The sequence below is a fragment of the Alteraurantiacibacter aestuarii genome (genome assembly GCF_039523595.1).
Classification (GTDB): domain Bacteria; phylum Pseudomonadota; class Alphaproteobacteria; order Sphingomonadales; family Sphingomonadaceae; genus Alteraurantiacibacter; species Alteraurantiacibacter aestuarii.
This window is the reverse complement of the sequence record NZ_BAAAFP010000002.1, coordinates 1,177,717-1,200,672: the sequence shown is the minus strand read 5'-3', so window position 1 is coordinate 1,200,672 and position 22,956 is coordinate 1,177,717. Positions and strand designations below refer to the sequence as shown.

Sequence of the window (22,956 nt, the reverse complement as noted above, 5' to 3'; positions counted from 1 at the left end):
CGGAATGAAACCGGCTGAGCCTTGCCCTGCAAGCAGGGCCTTGCGCTACATCTGGTAAGTCATCGCCAGCAATATGCTGAGCGTGGTGACCATGATCAGGACCAGCGGCACGCCAGTGCGCAAGTAATCAGCAAAGCGGTAATTGCCCTCAGCCATGATCAGCATGTTGGTCTGATAGGCGATTGGCGTTGCGTAACACAGATTGCACCCGAACAGCACGGCAAGGATCAGCGGCTCTTCTGGCAGGCCGAGCGTGGACGCGATGTTGAAGGCAATCGGCGTGCCCACCGTGGCTGCCGTGGCGTTGGATGCAAAGTTGGTCAGCAAGGTCACGAACAGCATGATCGCGGCCAGCACCCCTGCGGGCGGCAGGAATTGCAGGCCCAGAGAGAGCAGTACCCCCAGCCACTCCGCCGCACCGCTATCGAGGATGATGCGGCCGATGGCGATGCTGGCGGCCACCAGCACGATGACCTTGGCAGACAGCGCCCTGCCCACCCGGTCAAACTTCACGCAGCCGGTCAGGAACATCAGGATCGCACCGCCCAGCGCCGCAATGGCAATCGGGAACAGGCCCATGGAAGCCGTGAAGATGGAGCCGAACATGATGCCCGCGGCCAGCAGCGCCTTGGACCGGCGCGGCATGACCTTGCCACCTTCCAGCTGCAACAGGCTGTCACCCGCGGCAAAATCCTGGATCCCTTCGGGCAGGCCCATCACCAGCAGCACATCGCCTTCTGCAAGCCGGATTTCCTTGCCGTGATCGGCCGGCCGGTTGTGCATGAAGCGTTCGGGCTTGTGGATGCCCAGTACCGCCACGCCATAATTGTCCGCGATACCCGAAGTGGCGAGCGTGCGGCCAATGATGCGCGAATCGGCGGTGACCACCATCTCCACCACCTGAATATCTTCCTTGTCGGAAGCCGAATGGCGGCGGATGCGGTCCAGCACCCAGGCAGGCGCCACCTGACCCTTGAGGATGCGGTTGGCATCTTCCAGCGCATCATGCGTACCCGATATCAGCAGTCGATTGCCAGCCGAGAACACCCCTTCGGGTCGCTCCTCAAAGCGGAAGTCCTTGGGCAGCCGCTCCATCACCTCGTCAAAATGCTTGCCCACCAGTTCACTGTCGGGCGGCACGCGCATGCGGGTGTAGAACCGGCGCACGGCCTGAATTTCGTCCGGGCTGTTGTCCGGCAACAGGCGCGGCATGACCAGCCACAGATAGGGCAAGGCGACCACGGCAGCCGCCAGCACGATGGGCGTAAAATGGAACACCGACATTTGCGGCATGCCCAGATCGCTGGCGATGCCGACCACCAGCAGGTTGGTGGACGTGCCGATGGTTGTCGCCATGCCGCCGATCAGCACTGCGGCGTTGAGCGGAATCAGCGTCTTGGATGCCGGCATCGCGCCGCGCTGCGCCAGCGCCACGAAGATCGGCAACAGCAGAACCAGCACAGGCGTATCGTTGACGATCATCGACAGGACCATCGCCAGCAGAAGCGATACCAGCAGGCCAACCTGAAGGTTGAACTTCCACACCTGCTCCAGCAGGCGAGCTGCCGGTTCCAGCGCACCTGTCACCACCAGTCCCCGGCCCATGATCATCAGCGCGCAGATCGTGATCAGCGCGTAATGACCAAAGCCCCCGAAGGCGAGCGTCAGGCCATCTGTGCGGGTGGTGTGCGGCAGCGGATAGAAATACAGCCCCACCGCGATCAGGGCGATGGTCAGCAGCGATACGATCTCTGTCGAAAGTTTGCCGCGCGCAAAGCCGATGAACATGCCCAACGTCAACACCATTGCGGCAATGGCGTGAAAGGACGGGACTTCGATCATGCGGTGATTTTCATGTTGCGAAGATCATAATTGGGCGGTTCCTGACCACGCCTGGCGCGTGGTACCCCTGGCCGGACTCGAACCGGCACTTCGTGAGAAACTCGATTTTGAGTCGAGCGCGTCTACCAATTCCGCCACAGGGGCTCCTGTCATGCCTCGCGATTAGCTATCTGCGCGCGAAGGTTCAAGGAAATGCGCGATTTTCTTTAGCGCTTCAACGCCTCCGCAACGAGCTTGTGCAGGCGCGAATGGATCGGATCGCTGCCGGCAATGACCTGCGCATCACAGATCGGCTGGGAGCGGCCGCGATAATCGGTCACGAAGCCGCCCGCCTCACGCACCAGCAGGCAGCCAGCGGCGGTATCCCAAGCGGACAAATCGCTTTCCCAGAATCCATCATACCGGCCCGCAGCCACCCAGGCCAGATCGAGCGCGGCAGAGCCATAGCGGCGGATACCGGCAACCTGCGGGCCAACTGCGGCATAGATCTTCATCCATTCGCCAAAATCGCCATGCGCCTGATACGGCATGCCGGTGGCGATCAGCGCTTCGGACATCTGCCGACGGCCCGATACGCGCAGGCGGCCATCGTGCAGCCATGCACCGCGGGTCTTTTCCGCCCAGAAGCTCTCATCGGTGATCGGCTGGTAGACCAGTCCCGAAGTCACCTCACCCCATCCGCCGCCGCCCAGCTTGGGTTCCTGCACGGCGATGGAAATGGCGAAATGCGGCAGGCCATGCAGGAAGTTGCTGGTCCCATCGAGCGGATCGACGATCCAGCGCGGCTTGTCCGGATCGCCTTCGATGATGCCCGCTTCTTCCAGCACAAAGCCCCAGTCGGGGCGTGCCTGTAGCAGCTCATCATAGATGATGCGTTCAGCGGCCTGATCCGCCTTGGAAACGAAATCGGAAGGTCCCTTGCGGCTGACCTGAAGATGCTCGACTTCGCCGAAATCACGCCGCAGACGGCCACCCGCCTTGCGAGCGGCCTTTTCCATAACGCGAATAATACCAGATAGAACTGCCATGTCGGATCAGCTCACCTTGCCGACATAGGACTGCGCATAGACGTCCACGATGATGCGCGTTCCGGCACCGATATGCGGCGGCACCATCACGCGCACGCCATTTTCCAGGATCGCGGGCTTGAAGCTGGATGAAGCGGTCTGCCCCTTCACCACCGCATCTGCCTCCACGATCAGCGCCTCTACCTGCTCGGGAAGGGCCACGCTGATGGGCTTTTCTTCCCACAGTTCCAGCGTCACCGTCATCCCGTCCTGCAGGAAGGGACGGGCATCACCCAGCAGGTCTGTCGGCAGGTTGATCTGTTCGAACGTGTCACCATCCATGAACACCAGGAATTCGCCGTCCTCATACAGGAACTGGAAATCCTTGGTATCAAGGCGTACCTTTTCCACCGTGTCGGCGCTGCGGAAGCGCACGTTGGTTTTGCGGCCATCCTGCAGGTTCTTCATCTCGACCTGCATGTAGGCGCCGCCCTTGCCGGGCTGGGTGTGCTGAATCTTGGCGACCTTCCAGATGCCGCCTTCATATTCGATGATGTTGCCGGGACGAATGTCCACGCCGCTGATTTTCATGAAACCTGGCCTTCGCAAAGGTTGGATTGGAGATTGCGCGCGCCCTAGCCCCTCCCTGCCTGCGGGGCAAGGTGAAGCATACTTCGTGCCTGTTTGCATCATTCGCATCATTCATGGCGTTGCAAGCCCAAGGTGCTATGGACCCCGGCATGAATAGGTTTGCCATCCCTGCACTGGCGGCGCTGATGATCGCCGTTCCCGCCGCCATCCCGGCCCCTGCCCTTGCGCAAGGCCAGATCGGCACGATCGAGCGCGGCAATTATGTCTGCGAATTACCGGGCGATGCTGCGGGCGATGTGGGTATCGAACAGCCGGAAGAGAACTTCCGCATCGCCAGCGCCTCACGCTATGTCGTGCCCGAAGGATCGGGCACTTATCTGCGGCGCGGCAACAAGCTCAACTTCACCAGCGGTCCGCGCAACGGCAACAGCTATGCGGTGATTTCCGATGGCTTCCTGCGCAAGATGGAAAATGGCGAGCCGGGGCGGCTGCGCTGCGTCCGCCGCTCTCGCTAGCCGCTGGCGTTCAGAACCTCTGCAAAGGCGCGAACAGCCGCCACTTCATCGCCATCCCACACCGCTCCCGATACGGCGAGGAAGTCCGCGCCCGCATCGATCAGCGGCTGGCAATTGTCAGGCGTGATCCCGCCAATGGCAACGCAGGGAATTTCGAACAGTTTTGACCACCACTCGATGATCTCAGGTTCAGGCCGGTGATCGCTGGATTTAGTCTGGCTGGGGAAGAATGCCCCGAAAGCGACATAGTCCGCCCCGGCATCGCCTGCGTCCATGGCCAGGTGGCGACTGGCATGAGATGTCACGCCGATCTGCGCATCACGGCCCAGGATTTCGCGTGCTTCCTGCGGTGATCCGTCCTGCTGGCCCAGATGCACACCATCGGCCTTGATCCGCTTGGCCAGCGCCACGTCATCATTGACGATGAAGGCAACGTCGCGTTCCGCGCAGATGGCCTGCAACGGCTCCGCCAGGCGGGCTGCTTCGTGCTGGTCCAGCCCTTTCACGCGGAACTGGAAAGCGGCGACGGGCGCAGCATCCAGCGCGCGGGCGAGCCGTTCAGGGAAGTTCCCGCCCACGTCGAGCGGTGAAATGAGATAGAGCTGACAATCAGACATGGCAGCGCCTTTAGCCCGAAGTTTGCTGTGCGCCAATGTGCTGGTTGGGGAATTGCCCGCGTGCGTTCAGCGGAACGAAATGACCAATGGGGTTTTTGCGCAATATGAGAACGATTTACGCAAGCCTTTTCCCGCTGTTGCTGCTGGGCGCATGCGCCACCATCGCCGATGCGCCGATTGTGGATGGCGGCCCGGTCCAGCCCGAAGGCAGCATCGTGGCAATTGGCGAGCCGGTGGCGCTGGGTGAACTTGTCCTCACACCCATGCGGGTTACGCAGGATTCACGCTGCCCCATCAACGCCCGCTGCGTATGGGCGGGGGAAATCACGGTGGAGACGCGGATCGACGGTGCCGGATGGCGCGAAACCCTGCCTCTAACTCTGGGTGAAGCGCAGACCGTGCGCGGCCATGCGATTTCGCTGGTTTCGGCAGAGCCTGGCCAGATGGCCGGAAGCGATCCGGTCAGGCCCGGCGAATACCGTTTTGCCTTTGAAATGTCCGCGTCGGACTGACGCCGGTCAGGCCATCAACGCAGCAACGCCGGGCAAGGTCTTGCCTTCCATCCATTCCAGGAATGCCCCGCCAGCAGTCGAGACGTAGGTGAAATCATCCGCCACGCCCGCATGGTTGAGCGCGGCGACCGTGTCACCCCCTCCCGCCACGGATACCAACGATCCCTCCTTGGTCAGAGCCGCCGCCGTGCGCGCCAGCGCCACGGTCGCAGTATCGAAAGGCGGCGTTTCGAACGCCCCCAGTGGGCCGTTCCACACCAGCGTGCGGCAGGTCTTGAGCACGTCCGCCAGCGCTTCCACGGCCTGCGGTCCAACGTCGAGGATCATCTCGTCCGCGGCCACTTCATGCACATTGCAGATGCGCAGGCTGGCGGGATTGGCAGCAAATTCAGTCGCCACCGCCACATCATAGGGCAAATGGACCGTACAGCCCGATGCATCGGCTGCATCCATGATCGCTTCAACCTTCGATGTCAGCTCATGCTCGCACAGCGATTTGCCGACATCGACCCCGCGCGCGGCGAGGAACGTGTTGGCCATGCCGCCGCCGATGATCAGGTGCTGGACCTTGCCGACAAGGTGCTCCAGCACCGCCAGCTTGGTGGAAACCTTCGCCCCGCCGACCACTGCGGCCACCGGTGTCTGCGGCTTGCCCAGCGCGGCATCGAGCGCTTCAAGCTCCTTCTGCATGGACCGGCCCGCATAGGCCGGGAGCAGATGCGCCAGCGCTTCCGTGCTGGCATGCGCGCGGTGCGCGGCGGAGAAGGCATCATTGACGTAGAAATCGGCATTGGCGGCAATGGCGCGGGCAAATTCCACGTCATTGGATTCCTCTCCAGGCCAGAAGCGCGTGTTCTCCAGCATGCCGATATCGCCGGGGCGCAGGATATCGATGGCCTGCGCGCGCACTGGCCCCGCGATTTCGGGAATGAACATGATCTCGCGGTCCAGCACGCCTTCGACAGCGCCCTGCACCCAGCTGAGCGACATGGTGGAGTTGCGCTGCCCCTTGGGGCGGCCGAAATGGGCGAGCAGCAGGACCTTGGCCCCCTTGTCCGCCAGCTCCAGAATGGTTGGCGCCACAGCCCGCGCGCGGGTCAGGTCGGTTGCCAGACCATCGGCCATGGGCAGGTTAAGGTCGACGCGAACCAGCGCAACCTTGCCCTGTACATCACCCAGATCGTCGAGAGTCTTGAAGTCAGCCATCATGCCCTCCTCAGAGCAGGCCGGCCATCACTCCGGCAGTGTCGATCATGCGGTTGGAGAAACCCCATTCGTTATCATACCACGATACCACACGGGCCAGCTTGCCTTCCATGACCGAAGTTTCAAGACTGTCGATGGTGGAACTGGCGGGATAGTGGTTGAAGTCCGACGATACCAAAGGCTGGTCGGTATAGTCGAGTACGCCCTTCATCGGACCTTCGGCAGCCGCCTTCAGCGCGGCGTTGAGTTCTTCCTTGCTGGTATCGCGGCCCGGCACGAACACCAGATCCACCAGGCTGACATTGGGCGTGGGAACGCGAACGGACGAGCCATCCAGCTTGCCTGCCAGTTCGGGCAGCACCAAGCCCACAGCACGCGCCGCACCGGTGGTGGTGGGGATCATGTTCTGCGCCCCGCCGCGCGCCCGGCGCATGTCGGAATGCATCTGGTCCAGCATCCGCTGGTCATTGGTGTAGGAATGGATGGTGGTCATGAAACCACGCTCAATCCCCACCAGATCGTTCAGGATCTTGGCAACCGGCGACAGGCAGTTGGTGGTGCAGCTGGCGTTGGAGACGATCACATCGTCTGCCGTCAGGATCTGGTGGTTCACGCCATATACGATGGTGGCCGATACGCCGCCCGCCGGGGCAGAGATCAGCACGCGCTTGGCGCCGGCATCCAGATGCGGCTTGGCGGCATCGTGCGACTGGAAGAAGCCCGTGCATTCCAGCACGATATCCACGCCCATTGCGGCATGCGGCAAATCACCCGGATTGCGCTCTGACGTCACGGCAATGGCCTTGCCGTTGACGATCAGGTTCTTGCCATCGGTGGTGACAGTGCCGGGAAAGCGGCCGTGGGTGGAGTCATAAGCAAACAGCAGTGCGTTGGCCTTGGCATCGGCGAGATCGTTGATCGCCACCAGCTCCAGGTCATGATCGCTGCGCTCCAGGATGGCCCGTGCAACAAGACGTCCGATACGTCCGAACCCGTTGATCGCTACTTTGGTCGCCATGGACTTCTTGCTCCTGTCAGTTTCCGAGTTTCTCGAGGATTTGCGGTACGATCTTCTCTGCCGAGAAGCCGAAATGGTCAAACAGCACTTCAGCAGGTGCCGATGCGCCGAAGCGGTCGAGGCCGATGTTCAGCCCGCCATTGCCGGTATAGCGCTCCCAGCCCTGCGTTACGCCGGCCTCAATCGAAACGCGCAGCACATCGCTGTCACTGCCCAGAATATCGTTGCGGTAGTCTTCGATCTGCTGCTGGAACAATTCCATGCAGGGAACCGAGACAACATCTGCGCCGATGCCCTGTTCTTCCAGCTTTGCCGCCGTATCGAGCGCCACGGCCACTTCCGATCCGGTTGCCATCAGCACCACGCTGCGCGGGCCGGAGGCTTCCTTCAGGCGGTAAGCGCCCTTGGCACAGCGATTGGACGATGCCGTCCAGTTCTCATCCCCATCGCCGCGCACCGGCGGAAGGTTCTGGCGAGACAGCGCCAGTACCGATGGCGTGGCAGGTGTGGCCAGTGCCAGCGCCCAGCATTCAGCCGTCTCGATCGCATCGGCCGGGCGATAGACATTGAGGTTGGGAATCAGTCGCAGGCTCATCACCTGCTCCACCGGCTGGTGGGTCGGACCGTCTTCACCAAGGCCGATCGAATCATGCGTCATCACATAGACAACACCGGTTTTCTGCAACGCGGACAGGCGAATGGCATTGCGAGCATAGTCGCTGAAGATCAGGAACGTGCCGCCATAAGGCACCACGCCGCCATGCAGCGACATGCCGTTCATGGCACTGGCCATGCCGAATTCGCGAATGCCGTAATAAAGATAGCGGCCTGAATAATCGTCCGCCGTGAACGGTCCGGTCGATCCGGTCTTGGTGTTGTTCGATCCGGTGAGGTCGGCAGAACCGCCCATCAGCTGCGGCAATGTGGCCGTCAGCGGGCCAAGCGCCATTTCCGATGCCTTGCGGCTGGCGACCTTCGGCGGGTCCTTGGCGAGCCCGGCGATATGGTCTTCGAGCGCAGGGGCCGCGCGGTCGGCGATGCTCTTGAAGCGGTCGGCAAAATCGGCCTTGCGGTCGCTGGCGTTCAGGCGGGCCTGCCAGGCAGAGTTCGCCTGTGCACCGCGGGCACCCAGCGCGCGCCAGTCTGCCATGATATCATCGGGCACCACGAAGGGTTCGTATTCCCAGCCCAGTTCCACACGCGCGGCGGCAATCTCGTCCGCGCCCAGCGGTGATCCATGTACGCCCGACGTGCCCTGCTTGTTGGGCGCGCCCTTGCCGATAATCGTGTGGCAGGCGACGAGCGAGGGACGCGGATCGGCCACGGCTTCATCCAGAGCGCGGCGGATATCGGCCGGATCATGGCCATCACACTCAACAACATGCCAGTTGGTGGCGCGGTAGCGGGCGGGCACATCCTCGCTGGAGGACAGCGACACGGCGCCGTCGATGGTGATCTTGTTGTCGTCCCAAAGCACAATCAGATTGCCCAGCTTGAGATGCCCGGCAAGACCGATAGCTTCGTGGTTGAGGCCTTCCATCAGGCAGCCATCGCCAGCAACAACCCAGGTCTTGTGGTCAACGATGTCGTCACCGAATTCGGCATTCAGGTGACGCTCGGCAATTGCCATGCCCACGCCCATGGCCAGGCCCTGACCCAGCGGACCGGTGGTGCATTCCACGCCATCAAGCAGGAAATTCTCCGGATGGCCGGCGCACGGGCTGCCCAGCTGGCGGAAATTGCGGATGTCATCCATCGTCGGCCGGGCATAGCCCGTCAGGTGCAGCAGCGCGTAAAGCAGCATGGAGCCATGGCCGGCGGACAGCACGAACCGGTCACGGTCGGGCCAGTGCGGATCGGCAGGATCGAAAGCCAGATAATCGGACCACAGCACGGTTGCCACATCGGCCATGCCCATCGGCATGCCGGGATGGCCGATATTGGCGGCCTGCACCGCATCCATGGAAAGCGCCCGGATGGCATTGGCCATCGGTTGGAAGCTGGAGGCGTCTTGGCTCATGGGATCTTCTCCGCTCAGGGTATTTCGGGTCACGATTCGATTGCGCGCTCATTGGGGAGCCTCGCCTCCCTCGTCAAGCGCAGCGCGGGATCGGTGGCCATTGCAGAATGTGACATGGCGAGGCTTATTCACAACTTCGCATGCCAAGGCTTTGCCGCAATTGCAGGATTCAGCTAGATGATGTGACATGGAGGAGGAACGGATCGCAAGGGCACTTGCCCGGATCGAAGCAGCGGCCAATCGCATTGAAGCCGCGGCATCCCGTCCCATCGCGCCCCCTGCCGATCCCGAACTCGTCAACCGTCATGCCAGCCTTCGCCGTGAAGCCTGGGCTGCTCTGGCCGAACTCGACGGCCTGATAGAAACGCTGGAAGCATGAGCGCCCGGTCATGAGCAATGTCACAGTCGAAATAGCCGGACGCCGCTACACCATCGCCTGCGCGCAGGGTGAGGAAGCGCATATCGAGATGCTGGGCAGGACGATCAGCACCAAGCTGGCCGCCGTTCCATCTATCACCGCGCAATCCGAACCGCGCACATTGCTGTTTGCCGCGCTGCTGCTGGCAGATGAATTGCATGAGGCGCAAAAGCCACAAACGGCGGATTCCGGCGCGAAAATGGCCGAACCTCTCGAAAACATGGCAGAAAAGCTCGAAACCCTGGCAACGCGACTTGAGCAGGGGCAGACGAGCGCCTAAATAGGGGCTGGCGGGACTGCCCGGTACGAGCCGTTTGGAACATCCCTGAGGCTATAAGCAATCCATGGGAGCTGTCCCTGTTCCGGTCCACGGGTTCGTCCTGGGGGCCATTACATACGGCGCCCACCTGACGTCGAGGCGTCGGGCGATTTCCCGGAAAACGACCCATGGTGGTTCCGCCACTCACCACAGGGAGGAGCCAGAGGTGACCGACAATATTGCCGCGCGCAAAGCCGCTCTGCGCAAGGAATTGCGCCAGAAGCGCCGCGAGCATGCTGCGGCGCTCCCGAAACAGGTCAGCGCGCTGGTGTTCAATCGCCCTCCCGGACCGGTTCTGGAACTGGTGCCCGAAGGCGCCACCATCGGCCTCTATCGCGCCGATGCGGGTGAGGCCCCGGCCTTTGCCTATACCAAATTCTTTTTCGAACGCGGGCACCCCATTGCCCTCCCCCGGATCACCACGCTGAAGAACCCGATGGTCTTTCACGCGCATTCCGATCCCTATGAGGAAAGTGACCTGGAGGACGGGCCGATGGGCCTGCACCAGCCTTCGGGCGATTTGCCCGAAGTGATTCCCGATGTGCTGTTCATGCCGCTGGTGGGGTTCACCACGTCGGGTGAGCGGCTTGGCCAGGGTGGTGGATTCTACGATCGCTGGCTGGCAGCACACCCGGCAACGACGGCCATCGGCATGGCTTGGGATATCCAGCAGGTCGACGACTTGCCGATAGAGGACCACGACATGCCGCTGAGCGCCATCATCACCCCCACACGCATTCTGGGGCCGTTCTGATGCGCGACAAGCCCACTCTGCGCATTCCGCTGGGAATCCTCGGCCTGATCGCTGGGCTGGCCGTCTATGCGCTTGGTGTGATGTGGCTGAGCCAGTGGATCGAGCAGCTGCACATCCTGTTGCAGACAGTTGTCTATCTGGTGCTGGGCGTGATCTGGCTGCTGCCGCTGAAGCGGTTCCTGATCTGGATGGAAACCGGCCGCCGGGGCTGATTATCTTTCAACCATCGTTTTTCAGCGAATAATCAGCCAAGAAAAAGTCCCAAGTGGCGCGAGTGACGAGACTTGAACTCGCGACCTCCGGCGTGACAGGCCGGCGCTCTAACCAACTGAGCTACACCCGCGTATAAGGCGTTGCACCGCTTGGGAAGCGCGCCTCTAGGGCAGGTGCGATAGGCTGTCAACCGGCCTGCGACACCACCCGGCAAAACCCTTGATTTCCCAAGCCGAAACAGGCGCTCTACAGTGCATTTTCGCGATGCCGTGGGAGAGAATCGGATCATGATAGTCGTGATTGGCGCAATCATAATTCTGGGGGGCCTGTTCCTGTCCATCTGGCGGGGGCGATTGCCGCGATTCTACTGGCTGCTGTTCGCGGTGGGCGCTGCCATCGGCATGGTGTGGGAACTGGGCTTCACCTTTTCGCACATGGGCTATCCGATTCTCCCCGGCGGAGCGCCTGCGCCCGGCATTCCCGACATTACCGACCTGCCCCTTTATGCCATCCTGCCACTGCTGCTGATCGTCAGCATATGGGACGCAGGCCTGTTTCTGGTGGGGCTGGTGATCGCGCGCACATGGCTGGGTCCGCAAATCGAGCGCCGGTTCAGCTGGGCAGCCCTGCTGGTCATGCTGATCTGGGGCCAGGTGCAGAGCCTGGTGATCGAGATCTACGCGATTGAGACCGGCATGTGGGCCTATGCCCCCTCCCCGCTCAATCCCACGCTGTTCGGCTGGGAAGAGGCGCAGATCGGCTTCCTGCCGCAATTCGTGTGGCTGCTGGGATATTGCGCCTTCTACGCTGCGCTACTGAAGCTCAGCCCGCCAGAATCCGCGCCGGAGCCTCCAGCAAGCGCTTGATCTGCTGCACAAAGGCTGCCGCATCATAGCCATCGACCACGCGGTGATCGCAGGAGATCGACAGGTTCATCAGCTTGCGCTTGGCCAGCCGCTCCCCGCCCATGTCGTCTGGCACGAATGCCGGTCGCTCGACAATGCGATTGGGCGCGATGATCGCCACTTCGGGGCGATTGATCACCGGGGTGGAGGCAATCCCGCCCAGCGGGCCGAGCGATGTGATGGTGAAGGTGGAGCCGGAAAGTTCATTCGGCCTGGCCTTGCCCGTTCGCGCCGCTTCGGAAAGGCGCAGGATTTCTGCGGCCAGTTGCCACAGGTTGAGCGCCTGCGCATCGCGAATCACCGGGACCATCAGCCCGCCATCGGTCATGGTCGCCAATCCCATGTGCACACTGCCGTGACGGGTGATGATGTTGGCTTCATCATCATAGCGCGCGTTGATCATCGGAAATTGCGGCACGGTGCGGCAAATCGCGGCGATCAGCAGCGGCAGCAGGGTCAGCCTGGGCCGATCGCCGCCAGCTTCGTTCACACCTGCATTCAGGTCTGCACGCAGCTTTTCAAGATCGGTGACATCGCATTCCTCGACATAGGTGAAATGCGGGATCGCGCGCTTGGACGCGGCCATGTTCTCGGCAATACGGCGGCGCAGGCCCACCACCTTGATCTGCTCGTCCCCGCGCGCGGTTCCGACAGGAGCGTAGCCGGCGCTGGCGCCATAGGAGATGAAAGCATCAAGATCGGCATGGCGGATGCGCCCCTCTGCCTGCGGATGCACATCGGCCAGATCAATGCCCATTTCCTTCGCCCGCGCCCGCACGGCGGGAGAGGCAAGGACCTTGCTGCCGGGCCTGGGAGCGACAGGCGATGGCGGTGACGGCGCTGGGGCAGATGGCGGCGGCGGTGGTGGTGGTGGTGGTGACACGGCGGGTGCAGGCTCAGGCTCGGGCTCAGGCTCAGGCTCTGGCTCTGGGCGCGGTGGCACGGCAGGTGCGCCCTGCTGTGGGGTCGCCGCTTCAGCCACATCGCCTTCAACTTCCAGCACCACCAGCGCAGAGCCAATGGCAATCACCTCGCCAACCTCGCCGCCAACTTCGAGCACCTTGCCCGCCACCGGGCTTTCCATCTCGACCGTGGCCTTGTCTGTCATGAGGTCGGCAAGGCGGCCATCTTCCTCGACCATGTCGCCCGGCTTTACGTGCCAGGCAACGATCTCGGCCTCGGCAATGCCCTCGCCTATGTCGGGCAGGTGGAATGTGTAACGCGCCATGTCCTCAGCCCTCCAGCAACCGGTCAATCGCCTCGCCAATGCGGACGGGGCCCGGAAAATAGGCCCATTCCAGACTGTGCGGATAGGGCGTGTCGAAACCGGTCACACGCTCGACCGGGGCTTCAAGGTGATAGAAGCAGCGCTCTGTCACCAGCGCAGACAGTTCCGCGCCAAAGCCGGACGTGCGCGTCGCTTCATGCGCGATCAGGCAACGACCGGTCTTCTCCACAGACTTTTCCACAGCCTCGATATCGAGCGGCACTAACGTGCGCAGATCGATGATCTCGGCATCAACGCCCTTCTCCCGGCACACGCCTTCGGCCACATGGACCATCGTGCCATAGGCCAGGATCGTCAGGGCATTGCCTGATCGCACCGTGCGCGCAGAACCCAGCGGGATCGAATAATACCCTACCTGAACCATCGCATCGGGGTGATCCTTCCAGCTCTTGGCCGGGCGATCGTAATAGCCATCGAATGGGCCGTTATAGATGCGCTTGGGCTCGAAGAAGATGACCGGGTCATTGTCTTCGATAGCGGAAATCAGCAGGCCCTTGGCGTCGTGCGGTGTGCTGGGAACCACGGTCTTGAGGCCCGAGACATGGGTGAAAAGCGCTTCGGGACTCTGGCTGTGGGTCTGCCCGCCGAATATCCCGCCGCCAAAGGGCGTGCGCACCGTCATGGGCGCGATATATTCCGCCGCCGAGCGATAGCGCAGCCGCGCCGCCTCGCTCACCAGCTGGTCAAGCCCGGGGTAGATATAGTCCGCAAACTGGATTTCCGGCACTGGGCGCAGGCCATAGGCGCCCATGCCCACGGCCACGCCGATGATGCCGCATTCGCTGATCGGCGTATCGAAAACGCGGGTCTTGCCGTGCTTTTCCTGCAGGCCCGCCGTGCAGCGGAACACGCCGCCGAAATAGCCGATATCCTCGCCCAGCAGGATCACGTCCGGATCGCGCTCGAGCATGATGTCGAGTGCGTCGTTGATCGCCTCGATCATGGTCATGGACCGGGCTGGCGCATCGGCCAGGCTGATGGGATCGTCGCTGGTCATGGCGCTCACTTCTCCGGCCATTTGATCTGGCGTTCGCGGATGGCCTGCACGCTCTGTTCCTCCAGATGCCAGGGCAGTTCCTCGAACACGTCTTCGAACATGGTGTGAAAGGGATGATGCAGGCCGTGGCCAAGAATGCCGTTCTTCTCGGCTTCCTTGGTGGCATCGCGCACCTGTTCGGCCAGTTGCCTGTCCATCTCGGCGTGCTGGTCTTCGGACCATTCGCCAATCGCGACGAGGTGATCCTTCAACCGCGAAATCGGCCCGCCCAGCGGCCATTCCTCGGCCTCTTCGGCAGAGCGATAGACGGACGGATCGTCGGAGGTGGAGTGTCCTTCCGCGCGGTAGGTGAAGAACTCGATCAGCGTGGGGCCATTGTTGGACCGGGCGCGGTCTGCCGCCCAGCGCTCCGCCGCGTAAACCGCCAGCGCATCATTGCCGTCCACCCTCAGGCCGGCGATGCCATAGCCGATGGCGCGCGCGGCAAAGGTGGTGCGCTCTGCCCCGGCAAAACCGGAAAAGCTGGAGATGGCCCACTGGTTGTTGACCACGTTGAACACCACCGGCGCATTATAGACTGCGGCAAAGGTGAGCGCGGAGTGGAAGTCCCCTTCCGCGGTGGACCCTTCGCCCACCCAGGCGGCGGCAATCTTCGAATCGCCCTTGATCGCGCTGGCCATGGCAAAGCCGGTCGCCTGCGGCAGCTGGGTGGCCAGATTGCCGGAAATGCTGAAGAAATTGACCGATCTGGCCGAATAGAGGATCGGCAGCTGGCGGCCTTTCAGCTTGTCTGCGCGGTTGGAGAATATCTGGTTGATCATCTCCACCAGCGGATATTCGCGCGCGATCAGGCAGCCTTGCTGGCGATAGGAGGGGAAGATCAGATCCTCGAAATCCAGCGCGTGGGTGGCGGCGACGGAGGTCGCCTCCTCACCCGTGCATTTGAGGTAGAAGCTGGTCTTGCCCTGCCGTTGCGCACGGTACATGCGGGCATCGAACGCGCGCACCAGCGCCATTTCCCGCAATATCTGGCGCATCTTGTCTGGCGAAAGGCGCGGGTTCCACGGGCCGTGGGCCTGATTGTCATCGCCCAGAACGCGGATCAGGTCAGTGCACAGCGGATTGGTTTCGCTGGCCGGGCAGCTTTCATCCGGGCGCATCTGCTGCCCTGCCGGGGGGATCGAGAGATAGGAGAAGTCGGGCTTTTCACCGGGCCGGGCATGCGGCTGCGGGACGTGCAGCGACAGGCGGGGCCGGTTGGCACCTTCCTGTGAACGCTTATCAGCCATTTCGCTCTCCCGAAATTATGTATTATCAGCGCGACATATTATTACTCTTGTCGCGAAGGTCAAGGCGTACTGAACGGCGCACAAAAGCGCCTTAAACCGCGACAGGCGCCCTGATTACACCCTGGGGTGCATAATCGTGCACCTCAAAATCCTCGATCCGGTAATCGAACATCGAATCGGGCGTTCTGGTGATGACCAGCCGGGGGTCGCCAGCCGGCTCACGTCCCAGTTGCTCCTCCACCAGATGCTGGTGATTGAGATAGAGGTGGGTATCGCCGCCCATCCACACCAGCTCTCCCGGCTGCAGCCCAGCCTGCTGCGCGATCATTCGCGCCAGCATGGACGCGCCGAACAGGTTGAACGGCAGGCCCAGCGCCACATCGCAGCTGCGCTGATAGAGCAGGCAATTCAGCCGCGCCTCCGCGCCCTGTCCGGCCACGTGGAACTGATAGGTCTTGTGGCACGGCGGCAGCGCCATGCGGTCCAGCTCCGCAACGTTCCAGCCTTCGATGATATGGCGGCGGCTGCCGGGATTGTTGCGCAGGCTTTCCACCACCTGCGCCACCTGGTTGATGCCGGGACCGGGCTGGTACTTGCCGTCAGGTCCATATTCGAACGTCGGCCAGTCGACCCATTGCTTGCCATAGACAGGGCCAAGATCGCCCCACTGGCGGGCAAAGGCCTCGTCCGCGACAATGCGGGCCTCGAAATCTTCCTGCGAAATATCCTCTCCGCTCGCCTTGCGGTATTTGGCCAGCGGCCAGTCGCTCCAGATCGTCACCTTCTGCTGCAGCAGCGGACGGATATTGGTGTTGCCGGTAAGGAACCACAGCATCTCGCGCGCGGCGGCTTTCCAGAACACGCGCTTGGTTGTCAGCAGCGGAACGCGGCCATCTGCAAGATCGAAACGCAACTGGGTGCCGAACACCGATCTTGTGCCGATTCCGGTGCGATCGACCCGTTCGTCGCCTTCCTCCCAGATCCGGCGCATCAGGCGCAGATATTGCCATTCGGGATGAGTGGAACTGGTTTGTGGGCTGGCACTCATGACACGTGTGCTAACACCAGCCCCCCGGCGTTTCCAGCCCCACAGGCGCGCAGAAGGCATCTTTGATGGTGAAGAATTCCGGCGTGACGCGGCATAGCTGCTCATGCGGGCTTGCCTGTCATTGCGCTACAAGTCTAACAGGGCGCAATTCCAAAGGCTTCCGGGAGCCGATTTTCGTCAATGTCTGCTTCATTGTATCTTATGGTGGCCGTGTCCCTGTTCTTCGCCTTGCGCGGGATTTTGGGTCATAACCGGCTGTTTGAATTTCCGACATTGGCAGCGCTGCTTTACCTGGCATTCTTTGTGCCGCAGGCACTGGCGGCAGAGCGCAATCCGTTGCTGCGGGCCTATGACCCGTGGGCCTTGTGGTTTTACATGACCGTCGCCCTGGTGGCGATTGCCTTCGGCTTCGCAATCGGCAAGCGCGGGGCGTTTTCGCAGGCACGCGGAGTGCCGCCGCCCCCTATCGAGCGCAGGCGATTGGAGATTGGCGCCGCCGCCCTCATCTTGATCGGACTGTTCGCGGTCTATCAGGTCAATTCCATGGCGGAGGCCGCCAGTGCGCGCGGCACCAGCTGGACCGGGGAAATCACCGCCTGGTTCCTGCTGCTGGAAATGCTGTTCTATGGTTTTGCCATTTCGTGGCTGGGCCTGCTGCGGGTGAAGAACAGCACGATATTGAAGGTGCTGGCGGCAATCAGCTTCATCTTCATCGTCTGGATGGTCAATTCCAACGTCAAGCGCACCATGATTGCCGAAGTGGCGATCATCCTTGCCGGTGCCTGGTTCTTCCTGAAATTCAAGCAGCCGCCAAAGGGCGTGGTGCTGATATCGTGCTTTCTGGGAACGGTCCTGCTGCATCAGGTGGGCGACGTGCGCCAGTTCGTGAACGATAAGCGCGGTTCCGTGGCCGAGGCCGTGGTGGAAGGCGTCCCGTTCAAGAATTTCCGCTATTTCAATTCGGACAGCTCGCCGGAAATCCGGCAGGCTATTGTCGATGTCTATTCGGTCAACCGATCGGGAGAGATCGATGGCCCGGCCAGCCTGTGGAACAGGTTCGTCCACCAATATGTGCCATCCTTCCTGGTGGGCAGGCAGGCGAAGAATGACCTGATGGTTGAAGTCCGCTCTTCCATGAACCGGGATTACCGCCTTGAAGCCTTCGATTTCGGCGGAGCCACCCGAACGGGATTTTCGGACAGCTACATGTCTTACGGCAGCATGGGATTCATGGTCTTTCTGGTGATCGGAATGCTGTTTGGCTGGCTTTACGGCATGTCCATAAAGGGCCGCCTGTGGGCGCAGTTCTATTATCTCCTTCTTCTGAACGATGGATTGTTGGCCCTGACTGAATCGACTGACCGCTTCTTCACCGCCCTGCCCTACACTTTCGCGCTCACGGTCCTGGTGGTCGTCCCGCGGCTGACACGTGACCTTGCGAAAAGGCGTTCGAAATGGCGGGCAAGGCGTGGGCAGGTCAGGCATTTCAGGCCTAACCAGCGCAGAAGGCCCGAACTGCCCTCTGCCGGATGACTGACAACAAGAAGGACGTTCCGGGCGGCGCGACGCGCTCGCACAGCCATTCGCTGATCGAAAGCTCGATCAGTTCGGGCGCGTTGATCCTGATAACCTTGCTGACCGGCGTGTTGCTGTCTCGCCTGCTTGGCCCGGAAGGTCGCGGCCAGTATGGCTCGGCGATCTTCTGGTCCAACTTTGCCGGCACTTTCCTCACCTTCTCCCTGTATGAAGCCGCGCTCCTGAAAATCCGCGCCCGCCGGGAGAATGGCGCGGGTTTCCTGCCATCGCTGCTGACATTGTCCGGCATGCTCAGCCTGCTGGCCATCGCCCTGGGGCCGATCCTGGTGCTGACCGGCGTGGTCAAGGTCGAGGGGATCGATTCCTGGGTGCTGCTGGTATTCCTGGTGACCAATTTCATCCTGGTGGTGGGCCAGAACGCCTTTGGCACGGTGGAACTTTCCAATCTGCGCTTCATCATGGTCAATATCGAAAGGGCCGTGACACCGTTCCTGATGATGCTGTGCATCGTGGTGCTGTTCCTGCTGGATGTGGCCGACCTGCCGCTGCTGCTGTTGCTGTTCGTGGCCTGCCGCCTGCCCAATTTCGTTCCGCGCATCTATCGCTATCGCCATCACCTGATCGGCAAGGTGGACACCGGCTTCCTGAAGGAAACCGGCAGGCTGGGCTGGCGGATGAACCTGTCCCACGCCGCGATGGGTCTGGCCGGGGAGGCCGATCGGCTGGTCATCGTTCCGCTGTGGTCGGCCCAGATGCTGGGATATTATTTCGCCGCCATGTCCACCTGCGGGGCTTCTCTGGCGATCGTGGGCCAGGCGATCGAAGTGACGCTGCTGCCCACGCTCACCGGCCTTGGGCTGGACGAAAAGCGCCGCAAGATCGAACAGATGTTCAGGTTTGCCGTAATCATGGGGCTTGGCATGGGTGTGGCGCTCTCACTGGCTGCGCCGTTCCTTGTGCCGCTGGTTTTCGGCGAGGCCTTCACCCCTGCCGTGTATTATGTGCAGGGGCTGATCTTCGCCAGCATGATCAAGCCGATCATCTCGATCCTGTCGATCTCGCACTTCTCCGAACAGAAGATGATGCCCGGCATCTATACCGCAGGGGCGTTTGTGACGGTGTTCCTGACCGGCTTCCTGATTACCGGATTTGACCACCTGCCGGAATTCTTCGTGGTGCTGGGCCTGGCCAATCTCGCCAGCCTGCTGACCAGCCTGACCCTGCTGGTGCGCGCCGGGCTGATCCGGATCGGGCAGGAGATCGTTCCCGGACCTGCCGATGTGGTGTTGCTGACCACCAGCCTGTGGCATTATGGCATGCAGATTGTGCGGAGGAAGCGCTGATGGCTGGTCCGCGCGTGCTGGTAACGCATACCGGGGCGAGGCATAATTACGTGCTGCCTGCCGCCTTTGCCGATGCCGGCATGCTGGAGGCGTTCTACACCGACATGTGCGCCGGAAGGGGTCTGGGCCGCTTCATGCAAATGGCAGCGCATCTGCCTCTGCCCAGCGGACTGGCGGCCACCGCAGCCCGGCTGGCCAACCGCCGCCCGCCCGCCAATGTCCTGCAACGCACCTTCACCGATGATCTGGGCACGCTGCGATATGAGCTGGCTGCGCGCCGCGCGCCGACGCCTTATGCCCAGCGCGAGGAATTGATCGAATACGTGCGCACCGCCGGCCAGCGCATGGCGCGCAGGGGGCTTGGCGATGCGACCCATCTCTACACCGTGTTCGGCCATGCGGGCGAGCTGGCGCGCAAGGCCAACGCGCGCGGAATTCCGGTGCTTACAGACATGATCATTGCCCTGTCCACGCGGCGGATCGTGCTGGAAGAGCATGCGGCATTCCCGCAGTGGAGCCCGCCGCCGCCAGACCAGTCTTACGAGTTGATGACCGGCTACAATCCGGACGAAGTGCTGCTGTCCACCACCGATGTGTTCGTCTGTCCATCGCCATTCGTGGCCGATGATCTGGAGCACAACTGGGATATCGACCGCAGCCGCATTCGCATCGTCCCCTATGCGCTGGGTAGCAGCTGGTTTGACGTTAAGGGCGATCCGGTGCCGGGCCGCGTGCTGTTCGCCGGATCGGCGGAATTGCGCAAGGGCATCCACTATCTGGCCTTTGCCGCACAGCTGCTGCCTGCTTCGATAGACATTCGCGTGGCTGGCGGCGTGCACGATATGGTGCTGGCCCAGCCGGAAGCGGGCGCGCTGAACTTCCTTGGCCGTGTTCCGCGGGACCTGATCCAGCAGGAATTCGCCTCTGCCGATATCTTCGTGCTGCCGACATTGGCCGAAGGGTCTGCCACGGTTGTGTATGAAGCGATGGCGGCCGGGCTGCCGGTGATCACCACCAGATCGGCAGGCTCGGTCATTCAGGACGGGGTGGACGGGATCATCATTCCCGAACGCGATCCGCAGGCGCTGGCCGACGCCATCGACAGGCTGGTGAGCGACCGCCCGCTGAGAGACGCCATGAGCCGTGCCGCGCGCGCGAATGCCCGCCATTCCAACTGGGAGCGCTATGGCGAGGAGCTGCGCCAGATCGTGCGCGAAACGCCCAGCCCAATTGCCGACCATCGCAGTTTCCGCTCCACTTCCGACAGCGGTGTGTGACGATGAGTGAGCGAATCCCCACCGGCCCTCGCCTGTTGCACCTGATTCCCGGTGACCCCTTCGGCGGAGCGCAGCGGCTGGCGATTGACCTGGCGGCAGCTCAGCGCGCACAAGGGATGGATGCGGGCCTGCTGCTGCTCAATGGCTCGGCCGATGTGGAACGGGCAGCCAGGGCTCAGGGCGTTCCGCTGCAAAGCTGCGGCACCGGACCTGCCCGCGTGCTGCGTGCCGTCGCCGCGATGCACTCAGCTGAGCTGCTGCATTTGCATATGCCGCCGCCGTGGCTTGGCCCGCTGCTTCCGCGCAAACCGGCAAAGCTGCTTCACCTGCATGTCCAGCCCGGAGAGTTGGTGGCCCCGCCCGGTATCCGGCGCAGGCTGGATAGCTGGGGGGAGCGGCAGATGATGCGCCGCGTCGACCATGTGATCGCCATCAGTGACTGGATCGCAGGTACATGGCGCGGGCTGTATGCCGATATCATGCCGCCGGTATCGGTGATCCACAACGGCACCAGCCTGCCGGCAATCGCGCCCTTCCCGGAAGGTCCCTTCACCATCGGCACGGCCTGCCGCCTGTCGCGCGTAAAGGGGATAGACGAGTTCATCACGCTGGCAGAGGCGATCCACAGGCGCGATCCCGCCATTCGCTTCCGCATCGCCGGGCATGGACCTGACAGGGCCGCGCTGGAGGCCAGGGCGCGCGCATCGGGTCTTGCCGGGCAGATGGAGTTCGCCGGGTTTGTAGAGGACATGACAGGCTTCTGGGCCGGCGTTCACCTGTCCGCCTTCACGCCCCCGTTCGAACCGTTCGGCCTGCGCCTGATAGAGCCGCTGGCGCATGGCGTGCCTGCCATTGCCTATCTCACCGGATCGGGTTCGGATGAGATTGTCGACTGCTGCCGCGGTATCGAGGCGAGGCCCTATGGCGCGGTGGAGGATCTGGCAGAGGTCGCCGTGGCGATCAGCGGGGATCGCGCCCGTCTCCAGCAAATGCGCGAAGAGGGCCGCGAGGACGTGGAGCGCAGCTTCTCCCTCCCGGTCATGGAACGGCGGGTGCGGCAGGCCTATGCCAGCGTCAGCGCCAGTGCCGCCTTGGACAATCTGGATAGCCACCCATGAGCATTCTGATGCTCGATGCCATTGCGCCCTGGCTGGAAGGGCTGGCACGCGGCCTTTCCGCGCATGTTCCGGTGGTGGCTCTGCAACATGTCAGCATCTCCGCCCAGCGCAAACTCGGCCTGCCAAGGCACAGCGTGGAAGGCGATCTGACCTATCGCACACGTGTCTTTCCGCCGGGCTTTGCCGGGACGCTGGCGCCGCTTTTCGCCCCGTTCGTCCGCTCTGGTATAGAGCGCGAAATGGCTCGTCTGGGCAAGGCAGGCGGCGCTGCACCGCATGTGATCTGCCCCTTCCCCCATGCAGAGCGCTGGACCCGGCACATTCCCGGCAATCGGCTGATCTATTACAATGTGGACGAGTACACCTTGTACAATCCCGCCATGGCAGAAGCTATCCGCGCGCAGGAGGACCGGCTGATCCGCCGCGCGGAGTTGACCATTTGCGTGGCTGTTCATCAGGCGCAGCAATTCCGGCAACGGCACCCCGATGTGGCAGAACGCATCCATCACCTGCCGCACGGTCTGGGCGAGAACTTCCTCAACCCCGCACCGCAGGACCCGCCCACGTCGGGGCTGGTGGGATATGTCGGCAATCTGGGTGACCGGGTGGACTGGGATTTCGTGGATCAGGTGGTGCAACTTGCTCCCGACCTGACTTTCGAATTCTTCGGCTCTGCAGGTGCAGAATCGGCACCATGGGCCGATCTGCGCGCACAGGTCTTCGCCCGCAGCAATGTGCGCGCGCCAGGTCCGCTGCCGCATTCAGAAGTGCCCGCAGCCTATTGGCACAGCGCAGTCAACTGGATGCCCTACGTCACAGACCATCCGTTCAACGTGGCGGCTTCCCCCACCAAGATTTTTGACAGCATGGGCAGCGGCAGGCCATTCGTCAGCACCGCCATCCCCGATGTGACGCCTTATGCTGATCGCATTCAGATCGCCCGATCGCCGCAGGAGGCCGCCGCCATGCTGCGCCAGTCAGCAGCCAGCCATGATCCCCAGACCGCCATTGCCATGCGCGATATGGCCCGCAATCACCTGTGGAGCAGTCGCGGTGAACAGCTGCTCAATCTCCTCAACCCTTGACGCTGCACGAATGGCAACGATACGGCCCCTACTTGTGC

The 22,956-nt window shown here is 62.3% G+C and carries 23 protein-coding genes and 2 tRNA genes; 12 read left to right on the top strand and 13 right to left on the bottom strand.

The window, feature by feature from the left end; genetic code table 11:
* Positions 1–45 precede the first annotated feature (45 nt).
* From ABDZ98_RS09420 to efp, 4 genes are all read right to left on the bottom strand, one after another.
* Positions 46–1,842: an SLC13 family permease gene (locus ABDZ98_RS09420; protein ID WP_343806842.1), complete on the bottom strand. Its 1,797-nt coding sequence runs from the start codon at positions 1,840–1,842 to the stop codon at positions 46–48.
* 59 nt (positions 1,843–1,901) lie between these two features.
* Positions 1,902–1,986 (bottom strand) — tRNA-Leu (locus ABDZ98_RS09415).
* Between the two features lie 62 nt (positions 1,987–2,048).
* Positions 2,049–2,870, bottom strand: a complete 822-nt coding sequence (locus ABDZ98_RS09410; protein WP_343806839.1) for an inositol monophosphatase family protein — start codon at positions 2,868–2,870, stop codon at positions 2,049–2,051.
* Positions 2,871–2,876: 6 nt separating this feature from the next.
* A complete protein-coding gene (efp, locus tag ABDZ98_RS09405; RefSeq protein WP_343806836.1) occupies positions 2,877–3,440 on the bottom strand; it encodes an elongation factor P in 564 nt (187 codons plus the stop codon).
* A 149-nt stretch (positions 3,441–3,589) separates the two neighbouring features.
* Here efp and ABDZ98_RS09400 point away from each other — a divergent pair, with 149 nt between their 5' ends.
* Positions 3,590–3,955, top strand: coding sequence for an elongation factor P (locus ABDZ98_RS09400; RefSeq protein ID WP_343806833.1), 366 nt, complete (start codon positions 3,590–3,592; stop codon positions 3,953–3,955).
* On the opposite strand, the gene thiE is transcribed toward ABDZ98_RS09400, so the two are convergent.
* Entirely contained in the window at positions 3,952–4,572 is a 621-nt protein-coding gene (gene thiE, locus ABDZ98_RS09395; protein WP_343806830.1) for a thiamine phosphate synthase, read from the bottom strand. The genes ABDZ98_RS09400 and thiE overlap by 4 nt on opposite strands.
* A 104-nt stretch (positions 4,573–4,676) precedes the next feature.
* Here thiE and ABDZ98_RS09390 point away from each other — a divergent pair, with 104 nt between their 5' ends.
* The gene (locus tag ABDZ98_RS09390) at positions 4,677–5,084 is read left to right on the top strand and encodes a hypothetical protein (protein ID WP_343806827.1); all 408 of its coding nucleotides are present in this window, start codon (positions 4,677–4,679) and stop codon (positions 5,082–5,084) included.
* A gap of 6 nt (positions 5,085–5,090) precedes the next feature.
* Here ABDZ98_RS09390 and ABDZ98_RS09385 read toward each other — a convergent pair whose 3' ends face one another.
* The 3 genes from ABDZ98_RS09385 to tkt are packed head-to-tail and all read right to left on the bottom strand — an operon-like array spanning position 5,091 to position 9,328.
* Complete coding sequence (locus ABDZ98_RS09385) at positions 5,091–6,290, bottom strand: phosphoglycerate kinase (protein WP_343806824.1); 1,200 nt, start codon at positions 6,288–6,290, stop codon at positions 5,091–5,093.
* Between the two features lie 10 nt (positions 6,291–6,300).
* A complete protein-coding gene (gene gap / locus ABDZ98_RS09380) occupies positions 6,301–7,308 on the bottom strand; it encodes a type I glyceraldehyde-3-phosphate dehydrogenase (RefSeq protein ID WP_343806821.1) in 1,008 nt (335 codons plus the stop codon).
* Between the two features lie 16 nt (positions 7,309–7,324).
* A complete protein-coding gene (gene tkt, locus ABDZ98_RS09375) occupies positions 7,325–9,328 on the bottom strand; it encodes a transketolase (RefSeq protein ID WP_343806818.1) in 2,004 nt (667 codons plus the stop codon).
* A gap of 187 nt (positions 9,329–9,515) precedes the next feature.
* Here tkt and ABDZ98_RS09370 point away from each other — a divergent pair, with 187 nt between their 5' ends.
* The 4 genes from ABDZ98_RS09370 (at position 9,516) to ABDZ98_RS09355 (ending at position 11,031) form a co-directional block, all read left to right on the top strand.
* Positions 9,516–9,707 (top strand): hypothetical protein, encoded by a 192-nt coding sequence (locus ABDZ98_RS09370; protein ID WP_343806815.1) that lies wholly within the window; start codon positions 9,516–9,518, stop codon positions 9,705–9,707.
* A gap of 10 nt (positions 9,708–9,717) precedes the next feature.
* Positions 9,718–10,026, top strand: a complete 309-nt coding sequence (zapA, locus tag ABDZ98_RS09365; RefSeq protein ID WP_343806812.1) for a cell division protein ZapA — start codon at positions 9,718–9,720, stop codon at positions 10,024–10,026.
* A 205-nt stretch (positions 10,027–10,231) separates the two neighbouring features.
* Positions 10,232–10,819, top strand: a complete 588-nt coding sequence (locus ABDZ98_RS09360; RefSeq protein WP_343806809.1) for a 5-formyltetrahydrofolate cyclo-ligase — start codon at positions 10,232–10,234, stop codon at positions 10,817–10,819.
* Positions 10,819–11,031, top strand: a complete 213-nt coding sequence (locus ABDZ98_RS09355; protein ID WP_343806806.1) for a DUF2842 domain-containing protein — start codon at positions 10,819–10,821, stop codon at positions 11,029–11,031. The genes ABDZ98_RS09360 and ABDZ98_RS09355 overlap by 1 nt, the downstream gene beginning before the upstream one ends.
* A gap of 54 nt (positions 11,032–11,085) precedes the next feature.
* Here the strand turns inward: ABDZ98_RS09355 and ABDZ98_RS09350 are convergent.
* Positions 11,086–11,162: transfer RNA gene (locus tag ABDZ98_RS09350), tRNA-Asp, on the bottom strand.
* A 157-nt stretch (positions 11,163–11,319) separates the two neighbouring features.
* Here ABDZ98_RS09350 and ABDZ98_RS09345 point away from each other — a divergent pair.
* On the top strand, positions 11,320–11,898 hold the full coding sequence (locus tag ABDZ98_RS09345) for a hypothetical protein (RefSeq protein ID WP_343806803.1): 579 nt from the start codon (positions 11,320–11,322) through the stop codon (positions 11,896–11,898).
* On the opposite strand, the gene ABDZ98_RS09340 is transcribed toward ABDZ98_RS09345, so the two are convergent.
* The 4 genes from ABDZ98_RS09340 to thyA all read right to left on the bottom strand — a co-directional run bounded on the left by ABDZ98_RS09340 (position 11,855) and on the right by thyA (position 16,559).
* Complete coding sequence (locus ABDZ98_RS09340; RefSeq protein WP_343806800.1) at positions 11,855–13,165, bottom strand: dihydrolipoamide acetyltransferase family protein; 1,311 nt, start codon at positions 13,163–13,165, stop codon at positions 11,855–11,857. The two genes, ABDZ98_RS09345 and ABDZ98_RS09340, sit on opposite strands and share 44 nt — an antisense overlap.
* A gap of 4 nt (positions 13,166–13,169) precedes the next feature.
* Complete coding sequence (locus tag ABDZ98_RS09335; RefSeq protein ID WP_343806797.1) at positions 13,170–14,222, bottom strand: alpha-ketoacid dehydrogenase subunit beta; 1,053 nt, start codon at positions 14,220–14,222, stop codon at positions 13,170–13,172.
* Positions 14,223–14,227: 5 nt separating this feature from the next.
* A complete protein-coding gene (locus ABDZ98_RS09330) occupies positions 14,228–15,511 on the bottom strand; it encodes a 3-methyl-2-oxobutanoate dehydrogenase (2-methylpropanoyl-transferring) subunit alpha (protein ID WP_343806795.1) in 1,284 nt (427 codons plus the stop codon).
* A 91-nt stretch (positions 15,512–15,602) separates the two neighbouring features.
* Positions 15,603–16,559, bottom strand: coding sequence for a thymidylate synthase (gene thyA / locus ABDZ98_RS09325; protein ID WP_343806792.1), 957 nt, complete (start codon positions 16,557–16,559; stop codon positions 15,603–15,605).
* 180 nt (positions 16,560–16,739) lie between these two features.
* Here thyA and ABDZ98_RS09320 point away from each other — a divergent pair, with 180 nt between their 5' ends.
* The 5 genes from ABDZ98_RS09320 to ABDZ98_RS09300 are packed head-to-tail and all read left to right on the top strand — an operon-like array spanning position 16,740 to position 22,918.
* Positions 16,740–18,092, top strand: coding sequence for a hypothetical protein (locus ABDZ98_RS09320; RefSeq protein WP_343806789.1), 1,353 nt, complete (start codon positions 16,740–16,742; stop codon positions 18,090–18,092).
* Positions 18,089–19,438, top strand: a complete 1,350-nt coding sequence (locus ABDZ98_RS09315; protein WP_343806786.1) for a lipopolysaccharide biosynthesis protein — start codon at positions 18,089–18,091, stop codon at positions 19,436–19,438. Before ABDZ98_RS09320 ends, ABDZ98_RS09315 begins: the two co-directional genes overlap by 4 nt.
* A complete protein-coding gene (locus ABDZ98_RS09310) occupies positions 19,438–20,715 on the top strand; it encodes a glycosyltransferase family 4 protein (RefSeq protein ID WP_343806783.1) in 1,278 nt (425 codons plus the stop codon). Before ABDZ98_RS09315 ends, ABDZ98_RS09310 begins: the two co-directional genes overlap by 1 nt.
* Positions 20,716–20,717: 2 nt before the next feature.
* Complete coding sequence (locus ABDZ98_RS09305) at positions 20,718–21,833, top strand: glycosyltransferase family 4 protein (RefSeq protein ID WP_343806780.1); 1,116 nt, start codon at positions 20,718–20,720, stop codon at positions 21,831–21,833.
* A complete protein-coding gene (locus ABDZ98_RS09300; RefSeq protein WP_343806777.1) occupies positions 21,830–22,918 on the top strand; it encodes a glycosyltransferase family protein in 1,089 nt (362 codons plus the stop codon). The genes ABDZ98_RS09305 and ABDZ98_RS09300 overlap by 4 nt, the downstream gene beginning before the upstream one ends.
* The last annotated feature ends 38 nt before the right edge of the window (positions 22,919–22,956 follow it).

Excerpts from the sequence above, each read along its gene's own strand:
- ABDZ98_RS09420 (WP_343806842.1), bottom strand. The coding sequence starts at position 1,842 with ATGATCGAAGTCCCGTCCTTTCACGCCATTGCCGCAATGGTGTTGACG.
- ABDZ98_RS09410 (WP_343806839.1), bottom strand. The coding sequence starts at position 2,870 with ATGGCAGTTCTATCTGGTATTATTCGCGTTATGGAAAAGGCCGCTCGC.
- efp (WP_343806836.1), bottom strand. The coding sequence starts at position 3,440 with ATGAAAATCAGCGGCGTGGACATTCGTCCCGGCAACATCATCGAATAT.
- ABDZ98_RS09400 (WP_343806833.1), top strand. The coding sequence starts at position 3,590 with ATGAATAGGTTTGCCATCCCTGCACTGGCGGCGCTGATGATCGCCGTT.
- thiE (WP_343806830.1), bottom strand. The coding sequence starts at position 4,572 with ATGTCTGATTGTCAGCTCTATCTCATTTCACCGCTCGACGTGGGCGGG.
- ABDZ98_RS09390 (WP_343806827.1), top strand. The coding sequence starts at position 4,677 with ATGAGAACGATTTACGCAAGCCTTTTCCCGCTGTTGCTGCTGGGCGCA.
- ABDZ98_RS09385 (WP_343806824.1), bottom strand. The coding sequence starts at position 6,290 with ATGGCTGACTTCAAGACTCTCGACGATCTGGGTGATGTACAGGGCAAG.
- gap (WP_343806821.1), bottom strand. The coding sequence starts at position 7,308 with ATGGCGACCAAAGTAGCGATCAACGGGTTCGGACGTATCGGACGTCTT.
- tkt (WP_343806818.1), bottom strand. The coding sequence starts at position 9,328 with ATGAGCCAAGACGCCTCCAGCTTCCAACCGATGGCCAATGCCATCCGG.
- ABDZ98_RS09370 (WP_343806815.1), top strand. The coding sequence starts at position 9,516 with ATGGAGGAGGAACGGATCGCAAGGGCACTTGCCCGGATCGAAGCAGCG.
- zapA (WP_343806812.1), top strand. The coding sequence starts at position 9,718 with ATGAGCAATGTCACAGTCGAAATAGCCGGACGCCGCTACACCATCGCC.
- ABDZ98_RS09355 (WP_343806806.1), top strand. The coding sequence starts at position 10,819 with ATGCGCGACAAGCCCACTCTGCGCATTCCGCTGGGAATCCTCGGCCTG.
- ABDZ98_RS09345 (WP_343806803.1), top strand. The coding sequence starts at position 11,320 with ATGATAGTCGTGATTGGCGCAATCATAATTCTGGGGGGCCTGTTCCTG.
- ABDZ98_RS09340 (WP_343806800.1), bottom strand. The coding sequence starts at position 13,165 with ATGGCGCGTTACACATTCCACCTGCCCGACATAGGCGAGGGCATTGCC.
- ABDZ98_RS09335 (WP_343806797.1), bottom strand. The coding sequence starts at position 14,222 with ATGACCAGCGACGATCCCATCAGCCTGGCCGATGCGCCAGCCCGGTCC.
- ABDZ98_RS09330 (WP_343806795.1), bottom strand. The coding sequence starts at position 15,511 with ATGGCTGATAAGCGTTCACAGGAAGGTGCCAACCGGCCCCGCCTGTCG.
- thyA (WP_343806792.1), bottom strand. The coding sequence starts at position 16,559 with ATGAGTGCCAGCCCACAAACCAGTTCCACTCATCCCGAATGGCAATAT.
- ABDZ98_RS09320 (WP_343806789.1), top strand. The coding sequence starts at position 16,740 with ATGTCTGCTTCATTGTATCTTATGGTGGCCGTGTCCCTGTTCTTCGCC.
- ABDZ98_RS09315 (WP_343806786.1), top strand. The coding sequence starts at position 18,089 with ATGACTGACAACAAGAAGGACGTTCCGGGCGGCGCGACGCGCTCGCAC.
- ABDZ98_RS09310 (WP_343806783.1), top strand. The coding sequence starts at position 19,438 with ATGGCTGGTCCGCGCGTGCTGGTAACGCATACCGGGGCGAGGCATAAT.
- ABDZ98_RS09305 (WP_343806780.1), top strand. The coding sequence starts at position 20,718 with ATGAGTGAGCGAATCCCCACCGGCCCTCGCCTGTTGCACCTGATTCCC.
- ABDZ98_RS09300 (WP_343806777.1), top strand. The coding sequence starts at position 21,830 with ATGAGCATTCTGATGCTCGATGCCATTGCGCCCTGGCTGGAAGGGCTG.